Source organism: Bordetella flabilis (genome assembly GCF_001676725.1).
Classification (GTDB): Bacteria; Pseudomonadota; Gammaproteobacteria; order Burkholderiales; family Burkholderiaceae_B; genus Bordetella_C; species Bordetella_C flabilis.
The window spans coordinates 499,207-525,207 of sequence record NZ_CP016172.1 but is presented as its reverse complement, the minus strand read 5'-3'; the positions used below and the strand labels follow the sequence as shown (position 1 = coordinate 525,207).

The window sequence follows — 26,001 nt, the reverse complement described above, 5'->3', positions numbered from 1 at the left end:
CGCGCGGTACATCATCGTTTTCACCGCGCGAGTGACGGAGGCACAGATGCAAGCAAGAGAAATCGTGATTTGCGCGCCCGTACGCACGCCGATCGGTGCATACAACGGTTCGCTCAAAACAGTTCCCGCAACGGCGCTGGGCGCTGCGGTCGTGCGCGAAACCCTGCGACGGTCCGCTATCGACCCGGCAGCCGTCGACACCGTCGTCATGGGCAACGTCGTACAGGCCGGCAATCGCATGAACCCTGCGCGCCAGGCGGCGATCGGCGGCGGCATGCCGGTGTCCGTCCCCGCCCTGACGGTGAACCGCGTCTGCGGTTCCGGTGCGCAGGCGATAGTCTCCGTGGCGCTGGAGATCTGGGCAGGCCAGGCGAGGCTCGGAATCGCGGGCGGGATGGAGAACATGGACATGGCGCCCTACCTCATGCCCAACGGCCGATGGGGCGCGCGCATGGGAGACGTCACTGCCCATGACAGCATGCTGCGTGACGGCCTGGTCGACGCCTTCTCCGGCGAGCATTCCGGCTGGCATACCGAAGACCTGGTTGCCCGCTACGCCCTGACCCGTCTCGAACAGGACGAATGGTCCGAGCGCTCGCAGCGCCGCTTCGGCCTGGCCCAGCAGGAGGGCCTGTTCGAATCCGAGGTCGTCGCCGTGGACGTACCTGGCGCCAGGAAGCAGCCACGGTTCGAGCGCGACGAGGCGAATCGGCCGGATACCACGGTGGCGGCATTGTCGGCACTGCGTCCGGCGTTCCGGGCGGACGGCACCATTACCGCCGGCAATGCGCCAGGCTTGAACAGCGGCGCCGCGGCCATGGTGATAGCCGACGCCGCGATGGCCCGTGACCAGGGACTGCAGCCCCTGGGCCGGCTGGTGTCCTACGGGATTGCGGCCGTCGAACCCGGCATGTTCGGCCTGGGCCCCGTTCCGGCCATACGGATGGCGCTGCAGCGCGCCGGCTGGACATTGAGCGAGGTCGACCGCTTTGAAATCAACGAGGCATTCGCCGCCGTTCCGCTCGCCGTGGCGCGCGAATTGGGCATTAGCCACGACGTATTGAATGTCGATGGCGGCGCTATCGCGCATGGTCATCCGATCGGGGCGACCGGCGCAATACTCGTCACCCGCATGCTGCATGCCATGCAGCGGCAACGCCTTCAGCGCGGCGTTGTCAGCCTGTGCATAGGGGGCGGCCAAGGTATCGCCCTCGCGCTGGAAGCCTGCTGAGACTACGCCAATCAATAACCCGAACGTCCATCACACTGAAGGAGACTCCCATGTCCTCAAACACCGGTACGCACGCGAGCACGCTCGACGACGGCATCGAAACCATAACGACCTATGTGTCCGTCGAGCACATCACGCTTTCCACGCCAAGGCCCTACTCGGAGGTGAAGCGCGAACTCGAATCGCGCCTGGGCCGCCTGGACGACGGCATCCGCGCCATGCTCCGAAACAACGACCTGGAGGGTGTCCGTGCTGCGCTGAAGAAAGCCGCCGGCAAGGACGACCTGGCCATCCACTACATCGGCCTGCACGGCGACTGGCTGGCTTTGGCGGGCGAACGCAAGAACACCACCGCCTATCTGATCGGCAATGTGCTGTACGCCGTGCAAATGACGAGCGTCAACGTGGCGGCCGGCAACTATGCGCCGCTGCGTGTCGTCCTTTATGAAAACGCCAACGGCGGCTCGACGTTCGAATACGACAAGCCCTCGACGCTGTTCGGCCAGTTCGGCGAGCCAGCCATCGACAAGGTCGCCGCGACCCTGGACCAGCGGCTGAGCGCGCTCTTGATGTCGCTCTGCCGCGGTCCGCAAGCGGTCTGACCGAGAAGCAGGCCATCCACGGGCGCGCGGTTCGTGCAGCGCGCCCGTCAGGACATTGAACAGCAGGAGGAGACAACCATGATTCGAAATCTGCGCACCATCCGTGCAGCCCTGCTCGGGCTGTTGCTGCACACGGCCTTCGGTACGGCGCACGCCGATGAAAAGCCGTATCCCGACCATCCCGTCAAACTGGTGGTTCCCTATACCGTCGGCGGGCCTGTCGACCAACTGGCACGCCTGGTCGCCGAACGGTTGACGACGTCCATGGGGCAAAGCTTCATCGTCGAGAACAAGCCCGGCGGCAACACCATCGTGGCCGCCTCCATGGTGGCCCGGGCCAAGCCGGATGGCTACACCCTCTTCGTGGCGTCATCCGCGAGCCTGGCCGTCAATCCGCTGGTCTACGAGCGCCTGCCCTACGACCCTGCCAAGGACTTCACACCCGTATCGATGCTCGGCCGGGCACCGCTGGTGATGGTTGTAAACGCCGACGTGCCGGCGCAGAACGTGTCAGAACTGGTGAAATACATACGATCCAGGAATGGCAGCTTCGCCTTCGCGTCGAATGGCAATGGAAACCCGCTACACCTGGCTTGCGAATTGTTCCGCACGGTCGCCGGTGTGGACATGGTTCATGTGCCTTACAACGGTACGGCGCCTGCGTTGGCCAGCGTCATTGCCGGGGATACGCAAATGACCTGCGACATCCTGCAGAACTCCCTGCCCCAGATCAAGGCCGGGAAGGTGCGCGCCATCGGCATACCGGCCGAGCACAGGGCGGCGGTGCTGCCTTCGGTGCCGACGATGGCTGAGCAAGGCATGGCAGGTGTCGATGCGTCGGTCTGGTTCGCCGTGGTCGCGCCCGCCGGGACGCCGGCCCGCGTCGTCGACGCGCTTGGCACGCATATCAAGCGCGCCATGGCGGATTCCGCGCTGCAAGCACGTTTCGCCGAGATGGGAATCGAGCTGGGCGGAAGCACACCCGCGCAACTGACCGCCGAAGCCGCAAAGGAAAGCGCCAAATGGGCGCCGGTAATCAAGCGCTATGGCATCAAGGTTCAATAGCGCAGGCGTACACCCCATGGCTGGAGCCCAGCCATGGGGATGTCCAATGGCGGGCAGGCACGCGGGATAGCGGCCGGTTGCCGGTTGCCAGAATCCGTTCGCGGTGTTAGCTTGCTGGCTCCAGGAGAAGCGCGGTGCCCAGGCACCGCCTGCCGAAGGCGTATCCCCGAAACGCTCAGGTCCCGAAGACTGGAAACCATAGATCAACTGGAGAGTGCCCCAGGACCCGCCGCGGTCCACGGGGCCGCCGAAGGTGCAAGCCATGTCCCATGCGGGACGTGGCGAATCTCTCAGGCACAAGGACAGTGGGGCTGCATGACCGGACAGGTCATGCAGCCCCGCTTTTCTTCCTGGAGAGCCACCGTGAAAATCATCGTCATGGGCGCCGGCATCGTCGGTACCGCCACCGCCTGGTACCTGCACCGCGCCGGCCACGAAGTGACCGTACTGGAGCGCAATAGCGGCGCCGCGCGGGAAACGAGCTTCGGCAATGGGGGGCAGATCTCGGTCAGCCACGCCGAACCCTGGGCCAATCCCTCGGCCCCGCTCAAGCTTTTGAAATGGCTGGGCCGCGAGGACGCGCCGCTGCTGTTCCGCGTGCGCGCCGACCCGGCGCAGTGGCGCTGGGCCTTCAAGTTCCTGCTCCAATGCCCCGCGCGACGGTCCATGTACAACATGCGGCAGTTACTGAACCTCGGAACCTACAGCCGCGCCAGTCTGCAGCAATTGCGGCAGGAACTGGGCATCGACTATGACCATGTGGCCAAAGGGATCCTGCACTACTACACCAGCACGAAAGAGTTCGACCTGGCTCTGGAACCAGCCCGCGTCATGCGCGAGCTGGGCTGCGAACGCCAGGTCATCGACGCCGACCGGGTGGTCGAGCTGGAGCCCGCCATGGCCCACATCAAGCCCAGGCTCGCCGGTGCCACCTATACCAGCGCCGACGAGTCCGGCGATGTACATAAGTTCACCACGGGCCTGGCTGCGCGCGCGGAAGCAGCCGGCGTGCGGTTTCGCTATGGCGTACGCATCGTGAGGCTGCACGCGCAAGGCGGCGCCATGGCCGGCGTGGAGATCGCCGGCGAAACGGGAATGTACGAAGTCGTGAAAGCGGATGCCTATGTGCTGGCAGCGGGCAGCTTCAGCCCCTTGCTGGCCAGGGACATCGGCGTCAAGCTGGACATCTATCCGGCCAAGGGCTACTCGGCGACGCTGCCCGTGCTCGATGCGAGCAAGGCGCCGAGCACCAGCCTCACCGACGACGAATACAAGCTGGTTTTCTCACGTTTCGGCGACCGCTTGCGCATCGCCGGCACGGCCGAGTTGAACGGCTACGACCTTGCCTTGAACCCGGCGCGATGCGACGCCATCGTGCGACGTACCCTGGAAGTGTTCCCCGGCATGAGCCGGCCTGAGTTAGCCAGCTACTGGGCAGGACTGCGCCCGGCGACACCCGGCAACGTACCCTACATCGGCAAGAGCAATGTCGAAGGCCTGTACCTGAACACCGGGCACGGCACGCTGGGCTGGACCCATGGCTGCGGCTCCGGGCGCGCCCTGGCTGCATTGATTTCCGGGCGCCAGCCGGATCTCGACTTCGCGTTCTGCGGAACGGCCAGGCGTGCTTCGGTCGCCATGCCGGCCCAGGTCGAGCAGAGGTGAAATGTGCGCCGTCGACCCTGACCGGCGCTCACTGATATGTGGGCGGACGGGCAGGGTCGGCGGGAGCGCCGCCTTCGTTGACCATATCCTGCACATCCCTGACAAACCACGGGAGATTCAATTTCTCGCCCTCGCCCGACTGGATGGTCAGGTTGGGCCGTTGCGCACCGGAGCTCGTATTGGATTGCTGGTACGTACCGGACTGCTGGTCCAGATGGCTAGAGGACACGCTGGCGCAAGAGGCGAGCGGGGCGCACAGGGCTGCGAGCAGCACGCGCGGAAAAACGGAGCGGAGGGCGTTCATAGTGGCGATTCCAGATGACCGCGCCGGCCGACACGGTCTTTCCATAAGCACTGACTATACCCGCTACCGTCCCCGTGTCGCCACGCGACAGCCGGGAGCCCGTACGCCGCGGCCTTCGCGCGACGCATCGCGCAAGCAAGGCCCAACGCCGGCGACGCCAGGTGAGCCATGCATGCACCGGCGATCAACCGCGAATGAACCCCAGCAGGTCGTTATTGAACCTTTCCTTGTGCGTGTCCGTCAGGCCGTGAGGCGCGCCCGGGTAGACGATCAGCCTTGCATTACGTACGAGCTTGGCCGATGCCCGCCCGGAGGCGTCGATGGGCACCATCTGGTCATCATCGCCGTGGATGATGAGGGTCGGCACATCGAATTTCTTCAGGTCTTCGGTAAAGTCGGTTTCCGAGAACGCCTTGATCGAGTCATAGGTATTCTTGTGTCCGCCCTGCATGCCCTGCATCCACCATGCGTCGATCAGGCCTTGCGAAGGCTTGGCGGCGGGCCGGTTGAAACCATAGAAGGGGCCGGCCGCCAGGTCCCGGTAGAACTGCGACCGGTTGGCGAGCTGCGCCGCGCGCAACTGGTCAAAGGCCTCGATGGGCAGTCCGCCCGGGTTGGCGGGCGTCTTCAGCATCAGGGGGGCCACGGCGGAAACCAGCGCAACCTTGGATACGCGCTTGGTGCCATGGCGACCGATGTAGCGGGCCACTTCGCCGCCGCCCGTGGAAAACCCCACCAGGACGATGTTTTTGAGGTCCAGGGTCTCTATGACAGTGGCCAGATCATCGGCGTAGGTGTTCATGTCATTGCCGTTCCAAGGCTGGCTGGAGCGACCGTGACCGCGCCGATCGTGGGCGACCGTGCGGTAGCCCAGCGACGATAGAAACAGCATCTGCGACTCCCAGCTGTCCGACCCCAGGGGCCAGCCGTGGCTGAACACGACGGGCTGGCCCGCGCCCCAATCCTTGTAGTAGAGCCGCGTGCCGTCCTTGGTCACGATGGTGTCGCTGGACGCCAGGGCGGCCTTCGGCGGCTGGGCCGCGGCGGCGGACTTGGCGTGGGCGCTCGGCAAGCCCGCCATGATCAGCGCGCCGGCAACCCCGGCAGTACCCACCAAAACTTCACGGCGGGAGGAAAGGCGTTCTTGCTTTGAATCTACGGGCACGATGTGAGTCCTTGTCGCTGAACAACGGAGGGAGGGGAAATGTGGCGACGGCCGAATGTGGCGATGCGCCTTTACGGAACTACACCTCCAAGACGAAACGTCCGCGTGCTTTGTGACGTCCAGGCGCTCCGCCTTGCGGTATGCCTCCATGTTCCCCGTCCAACGGTCCAACCCGTGCATACCATTCACGCAGAAGTGGATGGTATGCGGCCGCGGCTCTCGTTACGCCACCGCATACACGACGCGCGTATCCAATCGCTCCCGTCACGCTATACGTCCGATCCTCGCTCCCGGCTTACGGCCGGCGCGCCACATCGCCTTTATCTGCCCGTCAAAGCCACGACGAACTCCAGGAACGCACGTGTCTTCGCCGGCACATGGTGCCGGGACGGGTAGTACGCGTAGAGCGGATAGCGTTCATCTGCCCAGTCCGGGAACAGATTGACGAGCTGCCCTTCACGGATCAGCGGTTCCGCGGCAAGGAGCAGCATCTGTGCAATCCCGCACCCTGCCAGGCAGGCATGGAACAGGGCGCCCGGGTCGTTCACCATCAACCGTCCGCGGGTATCGAGGACCAGTTTTCCGCGCTTGCGATGGAACTCCCAGGTGAACGGCTTGCCGGTATCCGGATTGCGGAACTCCAGGCATTTGTGCGTGCCGCCGGCCAGATCGCGCGGCTCGGCGGGACGCCCGTAGCGCGCCAGGTACGCCGGCGCCGCGACGGTCACCACGGCGGTATCCAGCAGCTTGCGCGCCACCAGGCTGGAAGACCGCGGCTCGCCGAACCGCAAGGCCAGGTCGAAGCCATCCGTGACCAGGTCGCCTAGATGGTCCTTGGCGATCAGCTCCAGAACCAGGTCCGGATGCGCATCCATGAAGCCGTCCAGCTGGGGCCCGAGCAGAACGCGCGACGTGACCGGATCCAGGTTCACGCGCAGCTTGCCGCGCACCGCGACTGCCCCGCCGGCCGCCGACGCGGCGGCCTCTTCCATGCCGCGCACATGCGGCATGACCTGCTCGTAGAAGCGGCGTCCCTCTTCCGTCAGCGACACCGACCGCGTGGTGCGGTTGAACAGCCTGATCTTCAGCCTTTGCTCCAGCCGGGCGATCGCCCGGCTGACGCCCGGCGGCGACATGCCGATGACTTCGGAGGCGGCGGCGAATGTTCCCGCATCGACGACCGCGGCGAACACACTGATACCGCTGGATAGGTTCTGGTTGTCTGGTCTCATGGCGTCTCTCGCGGCGCCGGACAGGCGGGATACCTGTCGTCAGGCGTATCGCGTCATCACGGTACGTAGTCATCACGGTACGGAGTCATTACGGTACGGAGTCATTACGGACCGCAGACAATTAGTGATTCGTCGTTATCTAAGAAGTGCTATTCATACCATTTTTGTTGCCTTCTCGCTTGTCCACAATGCGACGCATACGTGCCGCTGCAGCGAATCCCCGGGAGCGGGGCCCACCTGGCGGCACACCGTTCACATCGACCAGGAGCAACAAACATGTACGCAATCACGGGTATCACAGGGAAGGTGGGCGGCGCCACGGCGCGCGCCCTGCTCGCGGCCGGTCTGCCGGTCCGCGCCGTCGTCCGGGATCCCAAGCGCGCCCGCGCCTGGGAGCAGCTCGGCTGCGAGGTCGCGCAGGCGGACATGAGCCACGCCGGCGCCCTCGCCCGCGCGTTCGAGGGAACTGAAGCCGTCTTCATCCTGCCACCTTCCGAATTCGATCCGGCGCCCGGCTTCCCCGAAGCGCTCGCCGTCATCCAGGCCGTGCAGTCGGCGCTCAAGGTGGCGAACCCGGATAAGGTCGTTTGCCTGTCCACGATCGGTGCGGCGGCGGCCGAGTCCAATCTGCTGACGCAACGTACCCTGCTGGAACAGGCCCTGCGGGAACTGCCGATGCCGATCACCTTTCTGCGGCCGGGCTGGTTCATGGAAAACGCCGAATGGGACGTGGCATCGGCGCGCGACGACGGCTTGATCCACAGCTTCCTCCAGCCCCTGGACAAGCCCGTGCCCATGGTGGCGACGGCCGACGTGGGCCATACGGCCGCGGAACTGCTGCGGCAAACCTGGACCGGCACGCGCGTCGTCGAACTGGAAGGCCCGCGCCGCATCACACCGAACGACGTCGCGGCCACGTTCGCCCGCATTCTCGGGCGCCCGGTGCGCGCGGAAATCGTACAGCGCGATAGCTGGGATCTGCTGTTCAGGTCCCAGGGCATGAAGCATCCCCTGCCCCGCATCCGCATGCTGGATGGATTCAATGAAGGCTGGATCGACTTCGAGGGCGGACCCGCCAGCGTCCTCAAGGGAGAAACGGATCTGGAGACAGTGCTGCGCGGGTTGGTATCGAAAAGCGCATAGCCGCCAAGGCGCCGGTACTCAAATGCGCTTGCCACGGTAGAGGCTAGCCGCCGCGCGACAGGGACACACTGTGGCGTGCGGTGAAACAGGCGCGAGGCCGTCCCTCGGTGTCCAGGCCCGGCGAGCCGGGCCTGATGCCGGACATCACGGGATCAGGCCGCTCCGGGCAGCGCCATTTCGTAGCCGGCCTTGGCCAGTTCGAACTGGCATTGCTCGAAGCCGGTGGCCGGCACGACTTCACCCTGGCGGTCGCGGACTTCCTGCATGCGCGCGCGGATCTGCATGGCCGCATCGTCCCCTTCGCCGATGAAGATGCCGCGGGTCATCGTGACGTTCGCGCTTTCGACGCTGCCGCCCCCCGCCAGCAAAATGCAGCGGGTGGGGGCATCCTCACCCACCAGCGCAACCAGGGCCGGGCTGACGGCATCGGGCGACAGGCGCGCCAGGGAATCGGGCGTCAACACACCCTGGGTCATGGCCGTCGCCGCGGTCGGCGCCAGGCAATTCACCCGGATGCCGTACTTCTCGCCCTCCAGCGCCAAGGTCTGCATCAGGCCAACCAGCGCCATCTTGGCCGCGCCGTAGTTGGACTGGCCGAAGTTGCCATACAGGCCGGACGACGATGTCGTCATGACGATGCGCCCATGGCGTTGCGCGCGCATGGTTTCCCACACCGCCTTGATGCAATGCACGCTGCCCATCAGGTGCACATCCATCACTTGGCGAAAGTCCTCCAGCGACATCTTGGAGAAGCTCTTGTCGCGCAGGATGCCGGCATTGTTGACCAGGATGTCGATACGCTGCCAGCGTTCCATCACCTGCGCCGCCATATCCTGCATGCTGTCGTAGGCGGTCACGTCGCCGCCGATGGCGACGGCCTCGCCGCCATCGCGCCGGATCTCCTCCACCACGGCGCTGGCGGATGCCTGCGCCATATCGTTGACCACGACGCGCGCCCCATGGCGCGCCAGTTCAATCGCATGCGAGCGCCCAAGGCCGCTTCCGGCCCCCGTCACGATGGCCACGCGGCCTTGCAGATAGTTCGTCATGAATAGTCCAGGTCCAGGTAGGAAGTCAGCACACGGTCAGAACGCCACCGCGTCCCGGCCCTTCAAGTCCAGCATCTGCCGCGCCTCGTCGGGCGTGGCGATGTCCAGCGACAGCGCTTCCAGGATGCGCCGTATCTTCAGCACCTGTTCGGCGCACGACTTCGCCAGTTCGCCCTTGCCCAGGTACAGGCTGTCCTCCAGGCCCACGCGCACATTGCCGCCCAGGATGGCGCCCATGGTCACCAGCGGCATCTGGTGGCGCCCCGCCCCCAGCACCGAAAAACGATACCCGCCACGGCCGAACAGCCGATCCGCGGTGGTCTTCATGGTGGCCAGGTTCTCCGGGTCGGGACCCATGCCGCCCAGAATCCCGAAGATGCTCTGGATGAACAACGGACCTTGCACCAGGCCTTCGTCCACGAAATGGGCCAGGTTGTACAGATGCCCCATGTCATAGCACTCGAATTCGAAGCGCGTACCGCATTCTTCGCCCAGGACCTTCAGGATGTGCCGGATATCGCGAAAGGTATTGCGGAAGATCAGGTCCTCCATGCCCTCGATATAAGGTTGTTCCCAGTCGTACTTCCATTGGGAGATGCGCCGGGCGGCGGGGTGGATGGAGAAGTTCATCGACCCCATGTTCAGCGAACACATCTCCGGCTTGGCGCGCAGCGGGTAGGCCAGCCGCTCCTCCAGCGTCATGCGGGTACTTCCGCCGGTCGTGATGTTGATGACCGCATCGGTCGCGTCGCGGATGCGGGGAACGAATGCGTCGAAGACGGCCGGGTCGGCCGTGGGCCGCCCGTCATGCGGGTCGCGTGCATGCAGGTGCAGGATGGCCGCGCCGGCGGCGGCCGCTTCGATGGCCTGCTCGGCGATCTGGTCCGGCGTCAGCGGCAGATGCGCCGACATGGTCGGCGTGTGCACCGATCCGGTAACGGCGCAGGAGATGATGACTTTGTCTTGGCTGCTTTTCATAGTGTGGATCGTGAAGGGAATGGAAGGAGAGGCGGCGGGCGATCACACGGCCAGCCATTGCGACACCAGGGCCTCGTTCGAGTGCAGCTCCTGGGGGCTTCCTTCGAAAACGATGCGCCCATGTCCCATCACGCACACGCGTGTGGACACCTTCAGCGCGATGGTCAGCTTCTGTTCGACCAGCACGACCGAGACGCCTTTGCGGTGCATGTCCTGGATGCATTCGCCGACCTGGGCCACCAGCTTGGGGGCCAGCCCTTCGGTAGGTTCGTCGACCAGCATCACCAGCGGATTGCCGAGCAGCGAACGGCAGATGGTCAACATCTGCTGTTCACCGCCGGACATGCTGCCGGCCTTGGTATTGCGGCGTTCCTTGAGCCGGGGGAAATAATCGAACATCTCTTCCACCGTCCAGCGGTGGGCGCCCGCCACCGGCGGCTGTTCCCCCATGCGCAGGTTCTCGTCCACCGTCAGGTTGGCGAAGACTTCCCGCTCTTCCGGCACATAGGCGATGCCCGCGCGGCAGATGGCATAGGGCCGCGCGCCCGCCAGGTCGCGCCCGCGCAGTTCGACGCGGCCGGCAGTGGGCGTCACGAGGCCCATGATGGCCTTCATGGTGGTCGATCGCCCCGAGCCGTTGCGGCCGACCAGGCTGACCACCTCATTGCGCTCGACCTGCAGGTTCACGCCATGCAGGACGTGGCTTTTGCCATAGTGGGCATGCAGGTCTTCCACCTTGAGCAGCGTGGTGTCTGGATTCATGCGGTCACCTCGTCGCCCAGGTAGGCTTCGCGGACGTCCGCGTTGGCGCGGATCTCCTGCGGCGTTCCGGTCGCGATCACCTGCCCATAGACCAGGACGCTGATGCGGTCGCTCAATGAGAACACGACGTCCATGTCATGTTCGACGATCATCAGCGTACGCCCGGCCGTGGCGTTCCTGATCAGGTCGGCCGTGTACGCGGTTTCTTCGTTGGACATGCCGGCCATCGGCTCGTCCAGCAGGATCAACCGAGGGTCCGACGCCAGGGTCATGGCGATCTCCAGCGACCGCTGCTCCGAATAGGCCATTTCCCCCGCCAGGGCATAGGCCTTCGCGGTAAGCCGCACCCTTTCCAGCAGTTGCTCGGTTTCCTCGCGGATGCGACGGTCACGCTCGATGAATTTCCAGAAGGCGTACTGCAAGCCGTGCGCACGCATCACCGCCAGCCGCACATTCTCGAAGGTGCTGAGCCTAGGAAAGATATTCGTGATCTGGAAGGAGCGGGCCAGGCCGCGCCTGTTGATCGCCTGCGGCGAACGGCCGCCGATCTCGCGTCCCTCGAACCGTATGGCGCCGGCACTGGGCGCCAACATTCCGGACAGCAGATGGAAGAGCGTGGATTTGCCCGCGCCATTCGGGCCGATAAGCGCATGCCGCTCGCCCTGCACCACGTCCAGATCGACGCCCCGTATGATTTCCGTCATGCCGAAGGACTTGCGCACGCCCTGCATGCTGAGTATGGGTTCGTTCATGCCAGCTCCCTGCTTTCGCCGGTATGGTTCGACGCCGGGGTGACGGGCGCGGACTCGTCCGCCAGCGCGCGCAGGCGCGCACGGCAAACCCACAGCAGCAGGCCGCCCAGGCCCAGCAACAACACCGGCACGCCCCAGGTGATGGGTGACCACACTTCCCAGGACCTATCGAACATCTGTACCGCCGGCCAGGGGGCGTCCGGCTGGCCCGGAATCAGCGACCGGTACTCCTGCGAGAACAGGCGCTGCAGCAACTCGATAAGGAACACGGCGCCGGCCGCCGCCAACGCGGCGCACGCAACGGCGGACAGGAAGACGACGATGAGCCGGCCGGCGCCGTGGCGTTCGCACAAGCGCTCGACCGTACCGATCAGTCCGGTCAGCCCGGTCGGCATGAACATCATCACCAGGACGAAGATGACCCCTTGGTACAAAAGCCAGGATCGGGTCAGGTCCGAGACGGCATAGCCGAAGAAAGTCATCAGTGCCGCGCCGAACGCCGGGCCGAGGAACACTTGCGTCCCGCCGATATAGGTGTTGAGCACTGCCGCGGCCGACAAGGATGCGTCGAAGACCACGTAATTGGCCGACTCGTTCGAAATCGCCTGCAGGCCCCCGGCCATTCCCGAGAACATCGCGGATATGGCGAACACCGCGGTGCCCAGGCCGTGCACGTTGTAGCCGAGGAATCTGAGCCGATGGCTGTTCTCGCGCAAGCCGAAGGTAAGCCTGCCCATGGGCGTGCGGGTATACAGATAAAGCAGCGCCATGGCCACGATCACCCAGGCCAGCGTCAGGTAGTACACCTGCGTGGTGGAGCCGAAGTCGAATCCCCAGGCCGGCATGCGCATGGTCGAGATGCCGGCCTCGCCGCCAAACAACCCCTTCAGGTGGGGCGCCAGCGAATGGACGAGTTCGGCAATGGCCAGGGTAATCATCGCGAAGTAGGTGCCGCTGCGCTTGGTCGCGAACCATCCCGCGATGCCGCCGAAGACCAGCCCCGCGACAGCTCCCGCCAGGGGCATCAACGGCGTCGGCAACAGGCCCTCGCCGCCGAGGGCATTCATCGCATGCACGGCCGCGAATGCCCCGACACCAAAGTAGGCCGCGTGCCCGAAGGACAGCATGCCGGCCTGCCCGCACAGCAAGTTGTAGGCGCTGGCGAACAGGGCCGCGATCAGCATCTGGATGGCCGCGTTGAGCAGGCCTTGCGACAGCAGGACCGGTAGCGCGGCCAGCAGGCAGACGCTGGCCAGGCAGATAAACAGGCTTTTTTTCATCGCATCATTCCTTATCGCCCATGATGCCGCCCGGCCTGACCAGCAGGATCAGCAGCATCAGTGCGAAGGGCAGCGTGGCGGCCAGGCTGGACAGGCTGATGGACATCAGGCCGCCCACGCCGCTCGCCCAGTCGCCCAGGCCCACCAAGGCAAAAAGGTCGGCCAGGCTGCCGTCCACCGAGACGGCCAGCGAGGTGATGATGCCGATCAACAGCGATGCCAGCATCGCGCCGGCCAGGGAACCAAGCCCGCCGACCACCACCACCACGAACACGATCACGCCCAGTTCCAGCGCCATGTTGGGATTGGTCGTGTAGAACGCGCCCGCGACCGCTCCGGCCAGGCCGGCGAGCGCCGCGCCCGCCCCGAATACACCCATGAACACCAAAGGCACGTTGTGCCCCAGGGCCTCCGCCATGCGCGGCTTGTAGATCGCCGACCTCACCACGATGCCGATGCGCGTGCGCGTCAGCACCAGGTAGATCACGACGAACATCACAATGGCGATGCCGCCCATCAGCAGCCGGTAGACCGGATACTGCGTTCCGCCGATGCTGAAGGCGGAGAAATCCAGGAATGGCGGCACACGGTAGTCCACCGGATAGTTCCCGAAGAACAGCTTGATGGACTCGGCGATGATGAAGGACAAGCCGAAGGTCAGCAGCAGCTCGTGAGCGTGCCCGTAACGATGGACGCGTCGCAGGAAATAGCGCTCCACCACTACGCCAACCAGGCCCACCAACAGGGGCGAGGCGATGACGGCGGGCCAGAATCCGATCGCGCCCTGCAGCGCATAGGCGAAGTAGGCGCCCAGCATGTAGAACGAGGCATGCGCGAAGTTCAGCACCCCCATCATGCCGAAGATCAGCGTCAGGCCGGCCGAGACCATGAACAGCAAGAGTCCGTAGATAACGCCGTTCAGCAGAGAGAAAAGGATTTGTTCCATGGCGTCCGGAGGCAGTCCGGGCGGCGGCGCGCGCGGGGGCGCCGGGCAGCCGGATTCGGGTTACGCGTCCAATGCGCGGCCGCCGCGCGGCGGCCGCACGCGATACGGCCGGGAACTCAGCCGGGCCGTTTCATCTTGCACGTCGATGGCGCGGGCGTGGAGCTTTCCTGGGCGGATAGCAGCATCACCGGCTTGAATCCCAGCTCGGTTCCGTCCACCTTGTACTTGGCATCGGCCGTGACGGTGGACACCACCAGCGGCAGTTGCGCCTGATGGTCCGCCGCGCGCATGCTCATTTCGCCCATGGGCGTGGGGATGCGCGCGTTCTCGAGCGCCTTGGCGAACTCGTTCACGTTCAGCGTGCCGTTCTGCGCGGGGGTGCGCTTGAGCGCCTCTCCCACCATCTTCATGCCGTAGACGGTTTGCGGTTCCACAAAGACGGGGATGTGGCCGGTCTTGGCCTTGTAGTCCTCCACGAACTGCTGCGCGTCGGCGCCGCCGGCCTCCGCGTTGAAGGTGTGCACCACGAAATTGCCGGCGGCCAGGTCGCCCGCATTGGCGAGGTTGCCAGGCTGGTCCAGGTACACGGTGCCATAGCGCGCCTTCAGCCCGGCCGCCTTCGATGCCTTCATCAGGAGCAGCAGGTCGTTGGACCAGTTCCCGGTGAGGACGGTGTCGGCCCCCGAGGCGGCGATCTTCGCCACATAAGGCGCGAAGTCCTGGATCTTGTTCACGTCGTGCAGCGTCTTGTCGACCACCGTGTAGCCGCCGGCCTTCGCGTTATCCAGAATGGCCTGCTGCATATCCTGGCCCCAGGAATAGTTCTGGTTGATGGCGTACACCTTGGTACCCAGCGCGTTGGCCTTCTTCATGCCCTCTACCAGCGCCTTGACCCGGACCTGGGCATTGCCGGCGAAACGGAAATGGTAGAAGTTGCACTTCTCGCCCGTCAGCTCCAGGGCTTCGGCGCCCACGTTGATGTACACCATCTCCTTGCCGGGGTTGCGCAGGTTGTGCTTGCGCACGTCTTCGGTGATTTGTCCGCCGATGGCCGACGACGCGCCCTGCACGACGATCTGCACGCCGTCCGCCGCGGCGGCCTTGAGCTTGTCCGCCGCCCCGGCCGGTCCGCCCTGATTGTCGTACTCCACCAGTTGCACGGGTTCGCCGTTCCATCCGCCGGCTGCGTTGATCTGGTCGATGGCGTAGCGCACCGCCGCTCGATAGGACAATCCGGTCGACGCCTGCGGACCGGAAAGGGTCTCCACCAGGCCGATCTTGACTGGCGCGGCGGCTGCCGGGATCGCCCAGCAGGTGCCGAGCGCCACGACGACGGCGGCGGCGGAAAGGTCGAGCTTGTTCATATCTGTCTCCTTGTTTTTGAGTAGAAACGGGCTTGGCTCGAATCCGCTTGCCTCACCCTTCGTTGTATCGGGCCTGCACCGGCGCGATCGCGGCGGCTGTCAGCCCTGGCGCTTCAGAGATACTCCATGTTCCCGTCCACGCTGATCGCCTGGCCGGTGATATTCCGCGCGGCGGGAGAACAGAGAAACAAGGCCATGGCCGCGATGTCGTCCGTCGTCACCATCCGGCGCAACGAGATTTTCCCCAGATAGGTGTCGCGCATTGCCTCCGCGGACACGCCCGATGCCGCGGCGCGCGCGCCGATCACGCCATTCATGCGTTCGCCCTCCACGGTGCCGGGCAGGATCGCATTGACGCGCACACCCTGGGGCCCCAGCTCGATCGCCAGGGATTTCATCATGCCGACGATGGCCCACTTGGTGGACGCATAGGGGGTACGCAGGGCGTAGCCCAGGCGACCCGCCACCGAACTCATGGCGATCAGGCACGGATTGCTGGCGGACGCCTTGAGCAGCGGAACTGCCCGGCGCGCGAAGTAGAAGTGACTGTTCAGGTTGACGTCCACCGTGCGCTCCCAGTCGCTGGGGCGCAGTTGCTCCACGGGCCCGGTGGGGCCGGCGATGCCGACGTTGTTGACCAGCACGTCCAGGCCGCCCAGCGTATTGCTCACGTCATCGAAGACCGTGTCAACGTCCTTGGCCACCGAAGCGTCCGCCATGCTCGTCGTGATATCGGGTGCTTCGGCGGTCAGCCTGTCCAGCGCGGCGCGGTCGATATCGCAGACATGCACGCGGGCGCCTGCCTCCCGAAAGGCACGGGCCACGGCGGCGCCGATGCCTCCCGCGCCCGCGGTGACCAGGACGCGCAGCCCCGGCGTCGGGCGCAGCGTATCGATGATGCTTGTGTGCACCGGTTTGTCTCCTCTTTGTCCCAGACCGCCAGTGTCCAGGAGATGGCGGCACAACACTATGTTCCAATCACACATTGGACTGGGGGTGTTGATATGATGTTCGCACACTGGCGGTCGGCTGGCGGGCGCGCTCCCCCAAGCCGCCCGCCACTGCCCCGCTTCCACCCCCCAGGCGACCCATGGACCGCAAGCAACCCGCAGGCACCGGCGCAGGCACACGTGCAGGCGCGCGCAACTCCCATCCTGCCACGCCCGGCGTGGAGGCCGTGGCCGCCGACCTGATCGCCCTGCTGAACGGCAACGAACCCACGGAAAGCTTCGCCGCGAGGCTGTCAACGCTGGAGGCATTGCCCGACGGCCTGGCGCAGAAGAACAGCCTGATCGAACTCGCCCGCATGGCCATGGCGCTGCGCCACCGCATCGAGCAGCATGAGCAGCGCGAACGCGGCATGCTGGCCGTCATCGAATCGGCCCAGGATCTGGCCGGCCGCCTGGATCTGTCGGAGCTTCTGAAGGCCATCGTCACCCGCGCCCGTGATCTTCTGCGCGCGCATCTGTGCTGGCTGACCATCTACGACGCCGACATCGGCGAATTCAAGGTCGTTGTCGCCGACGGCGCGATCGCCCAGCGCACGGGGCAGATGACGGCCAAGCGCAAGCGCGGCGTCGCGGGCGTCGTGATGTCCACACGCCTGCCCTTCGCCACGCCGGATTACCTGCACGACAACCGCTTCGTCCACGATTCCGCGCTGGACGACATCTTTCGCGACGAAGGCGTCATGGCGTTGGTGGGGGCCCCCTTGATCTGGGACGAGCAGGTCATCGGCCTGCTATTCGTGGCGGATCGCTATCACCGCACCCACACCGCGCTGAACGTGTCGATCCTGTGCACACTGGCAACCCATGCCGCGGTGGCGATCAACAACGCGCAGGCCTTTGCCGATGCGCAGTCGGCGCTGGAGAAGGCGGAACGGGCGCGCGTCGAACTGGAACAGCATGCCCGCGACGTCCAGGATGCCGTCGAGGCCCACGAGCGATTGACCTCTCTGCTCGCCAAGGGCGCGTCCCTGGGCGAGCTTTGCCAGTCGATCGCGCAACTGCTCCAGGGCAGTATCCTCGTCCTGGACGAAGCCCATCAGGTAATCGCACGTGCGTCCGCCCCTGGCTATACCGGCACGGCGGCGCATGCGTACGAACCGTACGGGCCCCATAGCGCCGCATTGACGCAAGCGCTCAGGGATAGCCGACAAGCCGGCCGTTCGATGCTGGCCTACGACTCGGGCGGCGAGATTTGCCGCGCGAACGCGGTGATCGGCGGCGACGGCATGCTCGGCGCGGTCCTGCTGTTCCGGCGAGAAGACATGCGGGATATTTCGGTGCGGACCTTCGAAAGAAGCTCGAGCGTCATTGGCGTTGTGCTTCTCTCCCAGGAGCGCATCGAGGCCAGCAAGAGCCGCGACGTGTCGGCGTTGTTGCAGTCGCTGATCTCGCCCCGGCAGGGCGAGCCGGCGTTGACGCGCGACCGCGCCGATCGCTTCGGCCTGGATCTCTCGCAGCCGATGACGCTGATGCTGGTCGAACTGGAACAGGGAGAGCCCGGCGCAACCGCTCGGCGCCTGCGCGGCGGCCTGGCACCGCAGGCCGCGGTACTGGACGAAGTCGACGGCGTACTCGCCTTTGTCTGCCAGGCGAGCCGCGCACGGGAATTGGCGCAAGCCTTCGGCGACTTCGCTCGCCGCGAGATCGGGCCGGCGTACCGCGGGGTTGTGTCACGTGCCGCGCAAGGCGCGGCGGAAATGCCTGTGCTCTATGCCTCGCTGCGGCGCGCCCTTTCCGTGTTGGCTCGGCTGGGCATCCGAGGGCGGATTCTCGCCCAGAACGAACTGGCGCTTTATTCCGTGCTGTTCGAAACGCAGGACCCCGGAAGCCTGCACACCTTCCTGGAATCGACGATCGGCGCCGTCGTCGACCACGATCGCCGGCGTGGCTCACAGTTGGCCGCGACCTTGCTCGTTTATCTGGACAATCACCAGAACGCCAAGACCACCGCGGCGCACCTGGCGATCCACGTCAATACCGTGCGGCAAAGGCTGGCGACCATTGAAGGACTCATCGGCCAGTGGGAAGAGGCGACACGTGCCCTGGAGATCCACGTCGCGTTGCGCCTGTGGAGCATCGGCGCCGCCGACGGCCGCTCCGCCCTGGATGCCAGGTAGCGGATGAGCATCTCGATGGGAAAGTCCCGCCCTGATCGATAGTCCTGGCGCCACCATGCCCGAGCGGCGGGCCATGCGCTCATCCGAAGCGGGATGGACGAATGACGGATGCCCTTGAAACTTCCACCGCCATACCCAACATTCGCGGTACTGGCCGGCCGCGAGGCCGTCCCAGGCTCTGGTCAACGGCGGGCGCCACCGGTGCCGCCGGCGGATGCCTCGCCACTTCAACAGGAGAAGATGATGAGCGTACGTGATCTGATCCCCCGGGGCCGCAATTCCCTGGCCGCTGCCAATAACCGCGATAACGGGGAAGACCCGTTCCTGTCCCTGCACCGGGAAATGAACCGGCTGTTCGACGACGTTTTCCGCAACTTCGGCGTGGACCCCCGCGTCAGGCGCGCGTCGGCCGGCTGGCCCAACATCGAAGTGGCCGACGAGGACAGGGCCCTGCGCGTCACGGCGGAACTGCCGGGCATGGAAGAGCAGGATGTGGAGGTCCTGCTCGAGGACGGCGCGCTGACGCTGCGCGGGGAGAAGCGCGCCGAGTCCCAGGACAACGCACGCCGATTCTCGGAGCGTTTCTATGGCCGCTTCGAACGCGTCATTCCGCTCGGTTACGAGATCGACGAAGACAAAATCGTCGCGAACTTCAAGAGCGGCGTCCTGACCATTACACTGCCCAAGAGCGAGCGCGCCCAATCGCGGGCCCGGCGCATCGCCATCAGTAGCTGACACCGCGAGTAGCCGGGGCAATGCCCCGCCCGGCGCGCGGCCCGGCATGGGCCGCGCGCCCGCCGTCCAGGGACACCGATATGAAAATCAATCGGCAGACGCAGTTCCATCTCGGCTATTGGCTTCTCGCCATCGTCGCCCTGCTGTGGTTCCAGTCGCTGTACACCGCCACGCAGCAGGTCGCGCAGATTCCCTACAGCCAGTTCGAAACCTATCTCGACGCGGGGCAGATCGCGGAGGCGGCGGTTTCCGAGCAATACATCCAGGGCCGCTTCACCGCCCCGCAGGAGGGGCGCACCCACTTCATCACCGCTCGCGTGGAGCCCGACATCGCGCAGCAGTTGCGGCAGCACGGCGCCGTCGTGACCGGACAGATCGAGAACACCTTCCTGCGCGACCTGCTGTCGTGGGTGCTGCCGGTACTGTTGTTCGCGGCGGTATGGATCTTCATCCTGCGCCGCATGGGCGGCGGCCTCGGCGGCGGGCTGATGCAGATAGGCAAAAGCAAGGCCAAGATCTACGTGGAGGCGGATACCCGGGTTACCTTCGACGACGTGGCCGGCGTTGACGAAGCCAAGGACGAACTCAAGGAAATCATCGATTTCCTGAAGGACCCAAAAGCCTACGGCCGCCTGGGCGGCCGCATGCCCAAGGGCGTACTGCTTGTGGGGCCGCCCGGCACCGGCAAGACCCTGTTGGCGCGCGCGGTGGCCGGAGAGGCGCGGGTGCCGTTCTTCTCCATCTCGGGATCCGAATTCGTGGAGATGTTCGTCGGCGTCGGGGCGGCGCGCGTGCGCGACCTGTTCGAGCAGGCACGCTCGAAGGCCCCCGCCATCATTTTCATCGACGAACTGGATGCGCTGGGACGGGCGCGCGGCATCGGGCCGATGTCGGGCGGCCACGACGAGAAGGAACAGACGCTCAACCAGCTGCTGGTCGAACTGGACGGCTTCGACGCGTCGACCGGCCTGGTGCTGCTTGCCGCCACCAACCGGCCGGAAATCCTGGACCCGGCGCTGCTGCGCGCCGGCCGCTTCGACCGGCAGGTGCTGGTCGACCGGCCCGACAAGCAGGGACGCGTACAGATCCTGAAGGTGCATCTGAAGAAGGTGCGGCTCGCCTCCGATGTGGATGCGCAAAGCATCGCCGCGTTGACACCCGGGTTCACCGGCGCCGATCTCGCCAACCTCGTCAACGAGGCGGCGCTGCTCGCTACTCGCCGCCGTGCCGACGCGGTGGCGATGGAGGACTTCAATAACGCCATCGAGCGCATCGTCGCCGGACTGGAGAAACGCAACCGGCTGCTGAACCCGAAGGAACGCGAGATCGTGGCCTACCACGAGACCGGCCACGCGCTGGTGGCCACGGCGTTGCCTGGCGTCGATCCCGTCCACAAGATTTCCATCATCCCGCGCGGCATCGGGGCGCTCGGCTACACCATCCAGCGTCCGACCGAGGACCGCTTCCTGATGACGCGCGAGGAACTCGAAAACAAGATGGCCGTACTGCTGGGCGGCCGCGCCGCGGAGTGGGTGGTCTACGGGCATCTATCCACCGGCGCGGCCGACGACCTTGCCAAGGTCACCGATATCGCGCGCGCGATGGTCACGCGCTATGGCATGGCGGAGGCTGTGGGCCACGTGTCGCTCGAACGCGAGCGCCGCTCCTTTCTGATCCGGCAGGAACCGGGTGCCTTCGTACGCGAGCGCGACTATTCCGAGGCCACGGCCGCGGTGGTCGACCGGACCGTGCACGATATCGTCCAGACGGCATTCGCCCGCACCGTGAAGCTGCTGGAGGACCGCCGCGACGTGCTCGAGCGCACCGCCCGGTTGCTGCTGGAAAAGGAAACGCTGGACGAGGACGAACTGCGGGCGATCGTGATGGATCGGCCCCAGGCGGCCATGGAGGCGCTTGCCGACTAGCGGCCGCGGGCTGGGCCGTGCATCGGCCATGAGGGGCCTGGCCCGTGGAACTTCCAAGGCGCGTCGCCACGAACGCGCTTTCATCATCGGGCCGTTCTACCTATCATGTCACCTCGTCGCGCTTTCATTGGCGCTTCCTCGACGTACTCCAACGACGCTCCGGCGCCACACATTCATCCAAAGGCTCCTATCGAATGAACAATGAACCCGTCACCACCTTCTTTCCCGACCTGCGGTTTCTTGGCATCCCGATGCTCAGTTGGATAATCGCCATCGGCGTGGCCATCATCAGCTTCATCGTGCTGCGCCTCGCGGTAAGCTTCCTCCATCGCAGGCTCAGCACGGTCGCAAGCCGCTCCTCTTCCGTCGTGGGCGGCGTGGCCGGAATGGTGGTGGGCGGAACGAGCAACACGCTGCTCGCGCTGGCGGCGGTATTGATCGGGGCCGGACTGCTCGACCTGCCGCCCGCGTGGCTCGACCGGGTGAGCAGCCTGTGGTTCGTGGTGCTTGTGCTGCAAGCCGCACTGTGGGGCAGCCGCGCGATCACGCTGGTGATGACGCACTATATGCAAGGCAAGGGCGGCAACGAACGGGTCCAGCTCAGTGCGCTGACATCCCTGATGATGTGGGGCGCCAAGGTCCTGCTTTGGGCGATCGTCCTGCTGGCCATGCTGTCGAACCTTGGCGTCAATATCACCGCCTTCGTTGCCAGCCTCGGCGTCGGCGGCATTGCGGTGGCGCTGGCCGTTCAGAACATCCTCGGCGACCTCTTCGCATCGCTTTCGATCGCGGTGGACAAGCCTTTCGAGGTAGGCGACTTCATCGTGATCGGCTCGCTCGCGGGAACGGTCGAACATGTCGGCCTCAAAACCACGCGTATCCGCAGCCTTGGCGGCGAACAGATCGTGATGGCCAACACCGCGATGCTCACCAGCACGATCCAGAACTACAAGCGCCTGGCCGAGCGGCGGATCGTGTTCGAGTTTGGCGTCACCTACAACTGCACCGCCGCACAAGCGCGCAAGATACCGCAGATCGTCGAACAGATCGTCCGGTCGTTGGACTGCACGCGCTTTGACCGTTCGCATTTTCGCGGTTTTGGCGAAAGCACGCTCGACTTCGAGACCGTCTATATCGTGCTGAACCCAGGGTACAACGTGTACATGGACATTCAACAGTCCATCAACCTGCGACTGATGGAAGAGCTGGACGCCCTGGGCGTGGAGTTCGCCTTCCCGACCCGGACCATCCACGTGGCATCGATGCCTGCCACCGTGCGCCGGGACCAGAAGAGCGAAGCACCGGCTCCCGCGGCGGCGCCTGAACCCGCCCTCGAGGGCGCCGGCCCCACGGCTTGACGGCGGGGCAGCGGGATGGGTATTGGTGGCGCCCCCGGCGCGCTGCCCCAATGACGCCGCCAGCCGGGACGCAGCGCTTACTCGGGGCGCGAATCCCGCTTGTCGAACAGCCTGCTCAGCATATCGATCGGGATGGGGAATATGATGGTCGAGGATCTATCGTTCGCGATATCGTAGAGCGTCGAGAGGTAGCGCAACTGCATGGCTTCCGGGACGACGGCCAGCTCGCGCGCGGCATCGACGAGCTTTTCGGCGGCCTGCTGTTCGCCTTCGGCGTTTATGATGCGCGCGCGGCGATTGCGCTCCGCTTCGGCCTGCCGCGCGATCGCGCGCACCATGCTTTCGCTGATGTCCACGTGCTTGATCTCGACATTGGCGATCTTGATGCCCCAGTTGTCGGTCTGCCGATCCAGGATCTGCTGAAGGTCGGCGTTCAGTTTGTCCCGCTCCGACAGCATCTCGTCCAGGTCATGCTTGCCCAGGACCGAACGCAATGTCGTCTGCGCGAGCTGGCTGGTCGCCTGCATGTACTGCTCCACCTGGATGATGGCTTTGTTCGGGTCGACCACGCGGAAGTACACCACCGCGTTCACCTTCACCGATACGTTGTCATGCGAGATGATGTCCTGGCTGGGAACGTCCAGCACCACCGTGCGCAGGTCCACGCGAACCAACTGCTGGACCAGCGGCACCAGGATGATCAACCCCGGCCCTTTTACGCCCGTGTAGCGACCGAGCGTGAATACCACGCCCCGCTCGTATTCGCGCAATACCCTGATCGACCATACGACCAGGAGTACGACGAGCGCTGCGATAGCAATATAGGGAATAAGCGTCATGATCACAATGCGTCCTCCTGGCTTGCGCCGGCAGCTTCTACGGTGAGTTTCAGTCCGTCGCGGGCGGTGATGACTACGCGCGCGCCGGGCGCAAACGACGTGCCGCTGTGCGCGTCCCAGCTTTCGTCGCCAAGCCGGACGCGGCCCTCGGTTCCCGCCCAGGTCAGCACCAGCGCGACACGGCCGATCAGGGTGCTGTCGCCGGTGATTGCCTTACGCCGATGCGCCCGCAGGGCGACCCTCAGCAGGATCGCGAACATTACGCCCATGACGATCGTGGCGGTGATCACAACGGGCAGCGACAGCGCGAACTGCGCTTCGCCGCTGTCGAACATGAACAGCGAACCGAACGCGAAAATAGCCACGCCGGCGATCCCGACCAGGCCGAGCGTAGGCGTGAAGGCCTCGGTCACCATCAGCCCGATCCCCAGCAGTACCAGTCCCACACCGGCGTAATTGACCGGCAGCAGATTGAACGCGAACAGCGCCGTGACCAGCGCGACGGCGCCCAGGATTCCCGGAAAGACCGCGCCCGGGCTCATCAGCTCGAAGATGATGCCGTAGACACCCAACAGCATCAGCACATAGGCGATCTCCGGATTGGTGATGACGGCCAGGAATCGGGTGCGCCAGTCGGGTTCGATCTGGACGACCTGGGCGTCCTTCGTGGCCAGAGCCACCCGCTTGCCATTCAGGTTCACCTGCCTGCCGTCGGCCTGGGCGAGCAGGCCATTCAGGTCGGTCGCCAGGATTTCGACCACCTTTTTCTCCAGCGCCTCGTTGGCAGGGATGCTGACACCGTCTCGGACGGCATCTTCCGCCCATGGGGCGTTGCGGCCGTGCATCTCAGCCAGGCTGCGTATGAAGGCGGCGGCGTCGTTGATCGCCTTGCGCATCGATGCGTCGGCGGGCCCGCCCTTGGTCTCGGAGTCCTTGTCCGGCTTCGCTTCGTCTGGCGCCTTGTCCGGCTTACCGTCAGCCGGCGAGGCGGGCTCGCGCTCCGCCGGGCCACGCCGTTCGCCCATGGTCACCACGGTGGCCGCGCCGATATTCGTGCCAGGCGCCATCGCCGCCAGATGGCTGGCGTAGACGATGTAGGTGCCGGCGCTGGCGGCTTGCGCGCCACCCGGCGCGACGTAGGCCAGTACCGGGACTGGCGAGGCCAGCATGGCTCGGATAATGTCGCGCGTCGAAGAGACCAGGCCGCCGGGTGTATCGATGCGAATCACCACGGCGGCGGCCTTTCGTTCCGCGGCGGCGGCCAAGCCCTTGCCTAGGTATTCCGTGGTCGCGGGCCCGATCGCGCCCTTGATATCCAGCAGCACGATCGTGGGGGTGGAAGCGGATGGCGCTTGCGCCCACGCCGCCTGGTGCAGCAGAACAGCGGCAGCCAGCGCCATCCACAGACACCATAGCGTGAGGATAGGGACAGTGCTTCCGGGCCTGGGTCTCGCTACGAAACGACTGGTGGCGGGCAAGTGTCTCTCCTTGCTCGGGATCTCGCCGCAGGCGGGCGGATCGACAATCCATGAACGCACCGGTGGCGCGCGCATGGTTCACGATACTCCTCTGGCATGGGGATGGGGCGATAATCGATCGTTTACCTTGATACGGGAATTCACAAGGGAGCGCGCCGGAATGCCCGGACGAAGATGCCGACCCATGGAAGCCACCACCGAATTCTGGCGCGATCCTGCCTTGCCCTACGCCGAGAGCCGCCGCGCCTGCCATAGCCGCGCCTGCTACATACCCCACAGCCATCCGACCCTCTCCATCGGCGCGGTGGATGGAGGTACGAGCATCTTCACCGGAGCGGACGACGGCCCGGTCGCGCTGCGCGCCGGCACGCTTGTGCTCGTGCCGGCCCATCGCGTCCACGCCTGCAATCCGGCGCCCGACGCCGCATGGAGCTACCAGATGCTGCACCTGGACAGCGCCTGGGTTCAGGCGGTCCGCCAGGAATATGCCGGCCCCGGCACGACATGCAAGGACGAAGCGATCCGGATCGTATGCAAGCCCGCTGTCTATGCGCACTTTTGCGGCCTGAATGCGCTGTTGTTCTCCGGCTCGGATCCGCAGGACAAGGAGGCCGCGCTCATCGAGTTCATCGGAGCGTGCGACGAGGCGGACGGCATGCGTGTCGCCACGCGCGCCACTTCGCCTCGCCGTGCCAGGGCCCTTGGCCCGGTTCTTGATTTCCTGCGGAAGACGCCGGTGTCCAACGCCGCCTTGGTGGATCTGGCGCGCCTGGCCGGCATGAGCCGCTATCAGCTCATCCGGACCTTCCGCGCCGTGACGGGCATGACGCCGCACGCCTGGCAATTGAACCAGCGTGTCAACCTGGCCAGGGCGCGGCTGCGGGCCGGCGAGGATATCGCGCAGGTCGCCCATGGACTGGGATTCGCCGACCAAGCCCACTTCCAACGTGTATTCAAGGCCCATGCGGGTATCACGCCGGGCCGCTACCGCGCCTGACCCA

23 protein-coding genes and 1 riboswitch are annotated in these 26,001 nt (G+C 65.4%); of the genes, 10 read left to right on the top strand and 13 right to left on the bottom strand.

Translation table 11 applies throughout. The features are described 5' to 3' along the window. Window positions 1-46: 46 nt before the first annotated feature. From BAU07_RS02360 to BAU07_RS02345, 4 genes are all read left to right on the top strand, one after another. Entirely contained in the window at window positions 47-1,231 is a 1,185-nt protein-coding gene (locus tag BAU07_RS02360; protein ID WP_066653566.1) for a thiolase family protein, read from the top strand. 50 nt (window positions 1,232-1,281) lie between these two features. After that, window positions 1,282-1,833 carry a DUF302 domain-containing protein gene (locus BAU07_RS02355; protein WP_084025141.1) on the top strand — a complete coding sequence of 184 codons (552 nt, stop codon included), beginning with the start codon at window positions 1,282-1,284 and terminating at the stop codon, window positions 1,831-1,833. A gap of 78 nt (window positions 1,834-1,911) precedes the next feature. Further along, entirely contained in the window at window positions 1,912-2,898 is a 987-nt protein-coding gene (locus BAU07_RS02350) for a Bug family tripartite tricarboxylate transporter substrate binding protein (RefSeq protein ID WP_066653564.1), read from the top strand. Window positions 2,899-3,095: 197 nt separating this feature from the next. Continuing rightward, window positions 3,096-3,214, top strand: a riboswitch (glycine riboswitch). A 47-nt stretch (window positions 3,215-3,261) separates the two neighbouring features. Then, window positions 3,262-4,563, top strand: coding sequence for a D-amino acid dehydrogenase (locus tag BAU07_RS02345; protein ID WP_066653561.1), 1,302 nt, complete (start codon window positions 3,262-3,264; stop codon window positions 4,561-4,563). A gap of 28 nt (window positions 4,564-4,591) precedes the next feature. Here the strand turns inward: BAU07_RS02345 and BAU07_RS02340 are convergent, their stop codons facing one another. From BAU07_RS02340 to BAU07_RS02330, 3 genes are all read right to left on the bottom strand, one after another. Further along, entirely contained in the window at window positions 4,592-4,867 is a 276-nt protein-coding gene (locus tag BAU07_RS02340) for a hypothetical protein (protein ID WP_066653555.1), read from the bottom strand. A gap of 184 nt (window positions 4,868-5,051) precedes the next feature. After that, window positions 5,052-5,948: an alpha/beta fold hydrolase gene (locus tag BAU07_RS02335; protein ID WP_084025139.1), complete on the bottom strand. Its 897-nt coding sequence runs from the start codon at window positions 5,946-5,948 to the stop codon at window positions 5,052-5,054. A gap of 404 nt (window positions 5,949-6,352) precedes the next feature. Continuing rightward, window positions 6,353-7,264: a LysR family transcriptional regulator gene (locus BAU07_RS02330; protein ID WP_066653554.1), complete on the bottom strand. Its 912-nt coding sequence runs from the start codon at window positions 7,262-7,264 to the stop codon at window positions 6,353-6,355. Window positions 7,265-7,540: 276 nt separating this feature from the next. On the opposite strand from BAU07_RS02330, the gene BAU07_RS02325 reads away from it, so the two are divergent. Beyond that, entirely contained in the window at window positions 7,541-8,407 is an 867-nt protein-coding gene (locus BAU07_RS02325) for an NmrA family NAD(P)-binding protein (RefSeq protein ID WP_066653553.1), read from the top strand. Window positions 8,408-8,559: 152 nt separating this feature from the next. Here BAU07_RS02325 and BAU07_RS02320 read toward each other — a convergent pair whose 3' ends face one another. The 8 genes from BAU07_RS02320 to BAU07_RS02285 form a co-directional block, all read right to left on the bottom strand. After that, a complete protein-coding gene (locus BAU07_RS02320; RefSeq protein WP_066653551.1) occupies window positions 8,560-9,456 on the bottom strand; it encodes an SDR family NAD(P)-dependent oxidoreductase in 897 nt (298 codons plus the stop codon). A gap of 36 nt (window positions 9,457-9,492) precedes the next feature. Beyond that, a complete protein-coding gene (gene kce, locus BAU07_RS02315) occupies window positions 9,493-10,434 on the bottom strand; it encodes a 3,5-dioxohexanoate:acetyl-CoA acetone transferase (protein WP_066653541.1) in 942 nt (313 codons plus the stop codon). A 42-nt stretch (window positions 10,435-10,476) separates the two neighbouring features. Next, complete coding sequence (locus BAU07_RS02310) at window positions 10,477-11,196, bottom strand: ABC transporter ATP-binding protein (protein ID WP_066653538.1); 720 nt, start codon at window positions 11,194-11,196, stop codon at window positions 10,477-10,479. Next, window positions 11,193-11,948, bottom strand: coding sequence for an ABC transporter ATP-binding protein (locus BAU07_RS02305; protein ID WP_066653535.1), 756 nt, complete (start codon window positions 11,946-11,948; stop codon window positions 11,193-11,195). Before BAU07_RS02305 ends, BAU07_RS02310 begins: the two co-directional genes overlap by 4 nt. Beyond that, window positions 11,945-13,228, bottom strand: coding sequence for a branched-chain amino acid ABC transporter permease (locus BAU07_RS02300; RefSeq protein WP_066653532.1), 1,284 nt, complete (start codon window positions 13,226-13,228; stop codon window positions 11,945-11,947). The genes BAU07_RS02305 and BAU07_RS02300 overlap by 4 nt, the downstream gene beginning before the upstream one ends. Before the next feature lie 4 nt (window positions 13,229-13,232). Next, on the bottom strand, window positions 13,233-14,174 hold the full coding sequence (locus BAU07_RS02295) for a branched-chain amino acid ABC transporter permease (RefSeq protein ID WP_066653529.1): 942 nt from the start codon (window positions 14,172-14,174) through the stop codon (window positions 13,233-13,235). Window positions 14,175-14,290: 116 nt separating this feature from the next. Next, the gene (locus BAU07_RS02290; RefSeq protein ID WP_066653523.1) at window positions 14,291-15,538 is read right to left on the bottom strand and encodes a branched-chain amino acid ABC transporter substrate-binding protein; all 1,248 of its coding nucleotides are present in this window, start codon (window positions 15,536-15,538) and stop codon (window positions 14,291-14,293) included. Between the two features lie 113 nt (window positions 15,539-15,651). After that, entirely contained in the window at window positions 15,652-16,449 is a 798-nt protein-coding gene (locus BAU07_RS02285; protein WP_066653520.1) for an SDR family oxidoreductase, read from the bottom strand. Between the two features lie 179 nt (window positions 16,450-16,628). Between BAU07_RS02285 and BAU07_RS02280 the strand changes: the two genes are divergently transcribed. The 4 genes from BAU07_RS02280 (at window position 16,629) to BAU07_RS02265 (ending at window position 22,683) form a co-directional block, all read left to right on the top strand. Continuing rightward, window positions 16,629-18,665 (top strand): helix-turn-helix domain-containing protein, encoded by a 2,037-nt coding sequence (locus BAU07_RS02280; RefSeq protein WP_084025134.1) that lies wholly within the window; start codon window positions 16,629-16,631, stop codon window positions 18,663-18,665. A gap of 243 nt (window positions 18,666-18,908) precedes the next feature. Beyond that, window positions 18,909-19,400, top strand: coding sequence for an Hsp20/alpha crystallin family protein (locus BAU07_RS02275; RefSeq protein ID WP_066653517.1), 492 nt, complete (start codon window positions 18,909-18,911; stop codon window positions 19,398-19,400). A gap of 80 nt (window positions 19,401-19,480) precedes the next feature. Further along, window positions 19,481-21,325 (top strand): ATP-dependent zinc metalloprotease FtsH, encoded by a 1,845-nt coding sequence (gene ftsH / locus BAU07_RS02270; protein ID WP_462935895.1) that lies wholly within the window; start codon window positions 19,481-19,483, stop codon window positions 21,323-21,325. 194 nt (window positions 21,326-21,519) lie between these two features. Next, window positions 21,520-22,683, top strand: coding sequence for a mechanosensitive ion channel family protein (locus tag BAU07_RS02265; RefSeq protein ID WP_066653515.1), 1,164 nt, complete (start codon window positions 21,520-21,522; stop codon window positions 22,681-22,683). A 77-nt stretch (window positions 22,684-22,760) separates the two neighbouring features. On the opposite strand, the gene BAU07_RS02260 is transcribed toward BAU07_RS02265, so the two are convergent. After that, window positions 22,761-23,522: a slipin family protein gene (locus tag BAU07_RS02260; protein ID WP_066664590.1), complete on the bottom strand. Its 762-nt coding sequence runs from the start codon at window positions 23,520-23,522 to the stop codon at window positions 22,761-22,763. Between the two features lie 2 nt (window positions 23,523-23,524). Then, entirely contained in the window at window positions 23,525-24,922 is a 1,398-nt protein-coding gene (locus tag BAU07_RS02255; protein ID WP_066653514.1) for an NfeD family protein, read from the bottom strand. Window positions 24,923-25,184: 262 nt separating this feature from the next. Here BAU07_RS02255 and BAU07_RS02250 point away from each other — a divergent pair, with 262 nt between their 5' ends. After that, window positions 25,185-25,997, top strand: coding sequence for an AraC family transcriptional regulator (locus tag BAU07_RS02250; RefSeq protein WP_066653512.1), 813 nt, complete (start codon window positions 25,185-25,187; stop codon window positions 25,995-25,997). Window positions 25,998-26,001: the final 4 nt, after the last annotated feature.

Bases quoted from the DNA above. Each gene is read 5' to 3' on its own strand.
- BAU07_RS02360 (WP_066653566.1), top strand. From the start codon at position 47: ATGCAAGCAAGAGAAATCGTGATTTGCGCGCCCGTACGCACGCCGATC.
- BAU07_RS02355 (WP_084025141.1), top strand. From the start codon at position 1,282: ATGTCCTCAAACACCGGTACGCACGCGAGCACGCTCGACGACGGCATC.
- BAU07_RS02350 (WP_066653564.1), top strand. From the start codon at position 1,912: ATGATTCGAAATCTGCGCACCATCCGTGCAGCCCTGCTCGGGCTGTTG.
- BAU07_RS02340 (WP_066653555.1), bottom strand. From the start codon at position 4,867: ATGAACGCCCTCCGCTCCGTTTTTCCGCGCGTGCTGCTCGCAGCCCTG.
- BAU07_RS02335 (WP_084025139.1), bottom strand. From the start codon at position 5,948: ATGGCGGGCTTGCCGAGCGCCCACGCCAAGTCCGCCGCCGCGGCCCAG.
- BAU07_RS02330 (WP_066653554.1), bottom strand. From the start codon at position 7,264: ATGAGACCAGACAACCAGAACCTATCCAGCGGTATCAGTGTGTTCGCC.
- BAU07_RS02325 (WP_066653553.1), top strand. From the start codon at position 7,541: ATGTACGCAATCACGGGTATCACAGGGAAGGTGGGCGGCGCCACGGCG.
- BAU07_RS02320 (WP_066653551.1), bottom strand. From the start codon at position 9,456: ATGACGAACTATCTGCAAGGCCGCGTGGCCATCGTGACGGGGGCCGGA.
- kce (WP_066653541.1), bottom strand. From the start codon at position 10,434: ATGAAAAGCAGCCAAGACAAAGTCATCATCTCCTGCGCCGTTACCGGA.
- BAU07_RS02310 (WP_066653538.1), bottom strand. From the start codon at position 11,196: ATGAATCCAGACACCACGCTGCTCAAGGTGGAAGACCTGCATGCCCAC.
- BAU07_RS02305 (WP_066653535.1), bottom strand. From the start codon at position 11,948: ATGAACGAACCCATACTCAGCATGCAGGGCGTGCGCAAGTCCTTCGGC.
- BAU07_RS02300 (WP_066653532.1), bottom strand. From the start codon at position 13,228: ATGAAAAAAAGCCTGTTTATCTGCCTGGCCAGCGTCTGCCTGCTGGCC.
- BAU07_RS02295 (WP_066653529.1), bottom strand. From the start codon at position 14,174: ATGGAACAAATCCTTTTCTCTCTGCTGAACGGCGTTATCTACGGACTC.
- BAU07_RS02290 (WP_066653523.1), bottom strand. From the start codon at position 15,538: ATGAACAAGCTCGACCTTTCCGCCGCCGCCGTCGTCGTGGCGCTCGGC.
- BAU07_RS02280 (WP_084025134.1), top strand. From the start codon at position 16,629: ATGGACCGCAAGCAACCCGCAGGCACCGGCGCAGGCACACGTGCAGGC.
- BAU07_RS02275 (WP_066653517.1), top strand. From the start codon at position 18,909: ATGAGCGTACGTGATCTGATCCCCCGGGGCCGCAATTCCCTGGCCGCT.
- ftsH (WP_462935895.1), top strand. From the start codon at position 19,481: ATGAAAATCAATCGGCAGACGCAGTTCCATCTCGGCTATTGGCTTCTC.
- BAU07_RS02265 (WP_066653515.1), top strand. From the start codon at position 21,520: ATGAACAATGAACCCGTCACCACCTTCTTTCCCGACCTGCGGTTTCTT.
- BAU07_RS02260 (WP_066664590.1), bottom strand. From the start codon at position 23,522: ATGACGCTTATTCCCTATATTGCTATCGCAGCGCTCGTCGTACTCCTG.
- BAU07_RS02255 (WP_066653514.1), bottom strand. From the start codon at position 24,922: ATGGCGCTGGCTGCCGCTGTTCTGCTGCACCAGGCGGCGTGGGCGCAA.
- BAU07_RS02250 (WP_066653512.1), top strand. From the start codon at position 25,185: ATGGAAGCCACCACCGAATTCTGGCGCGATCCTGCCTTGCCCTACGCC.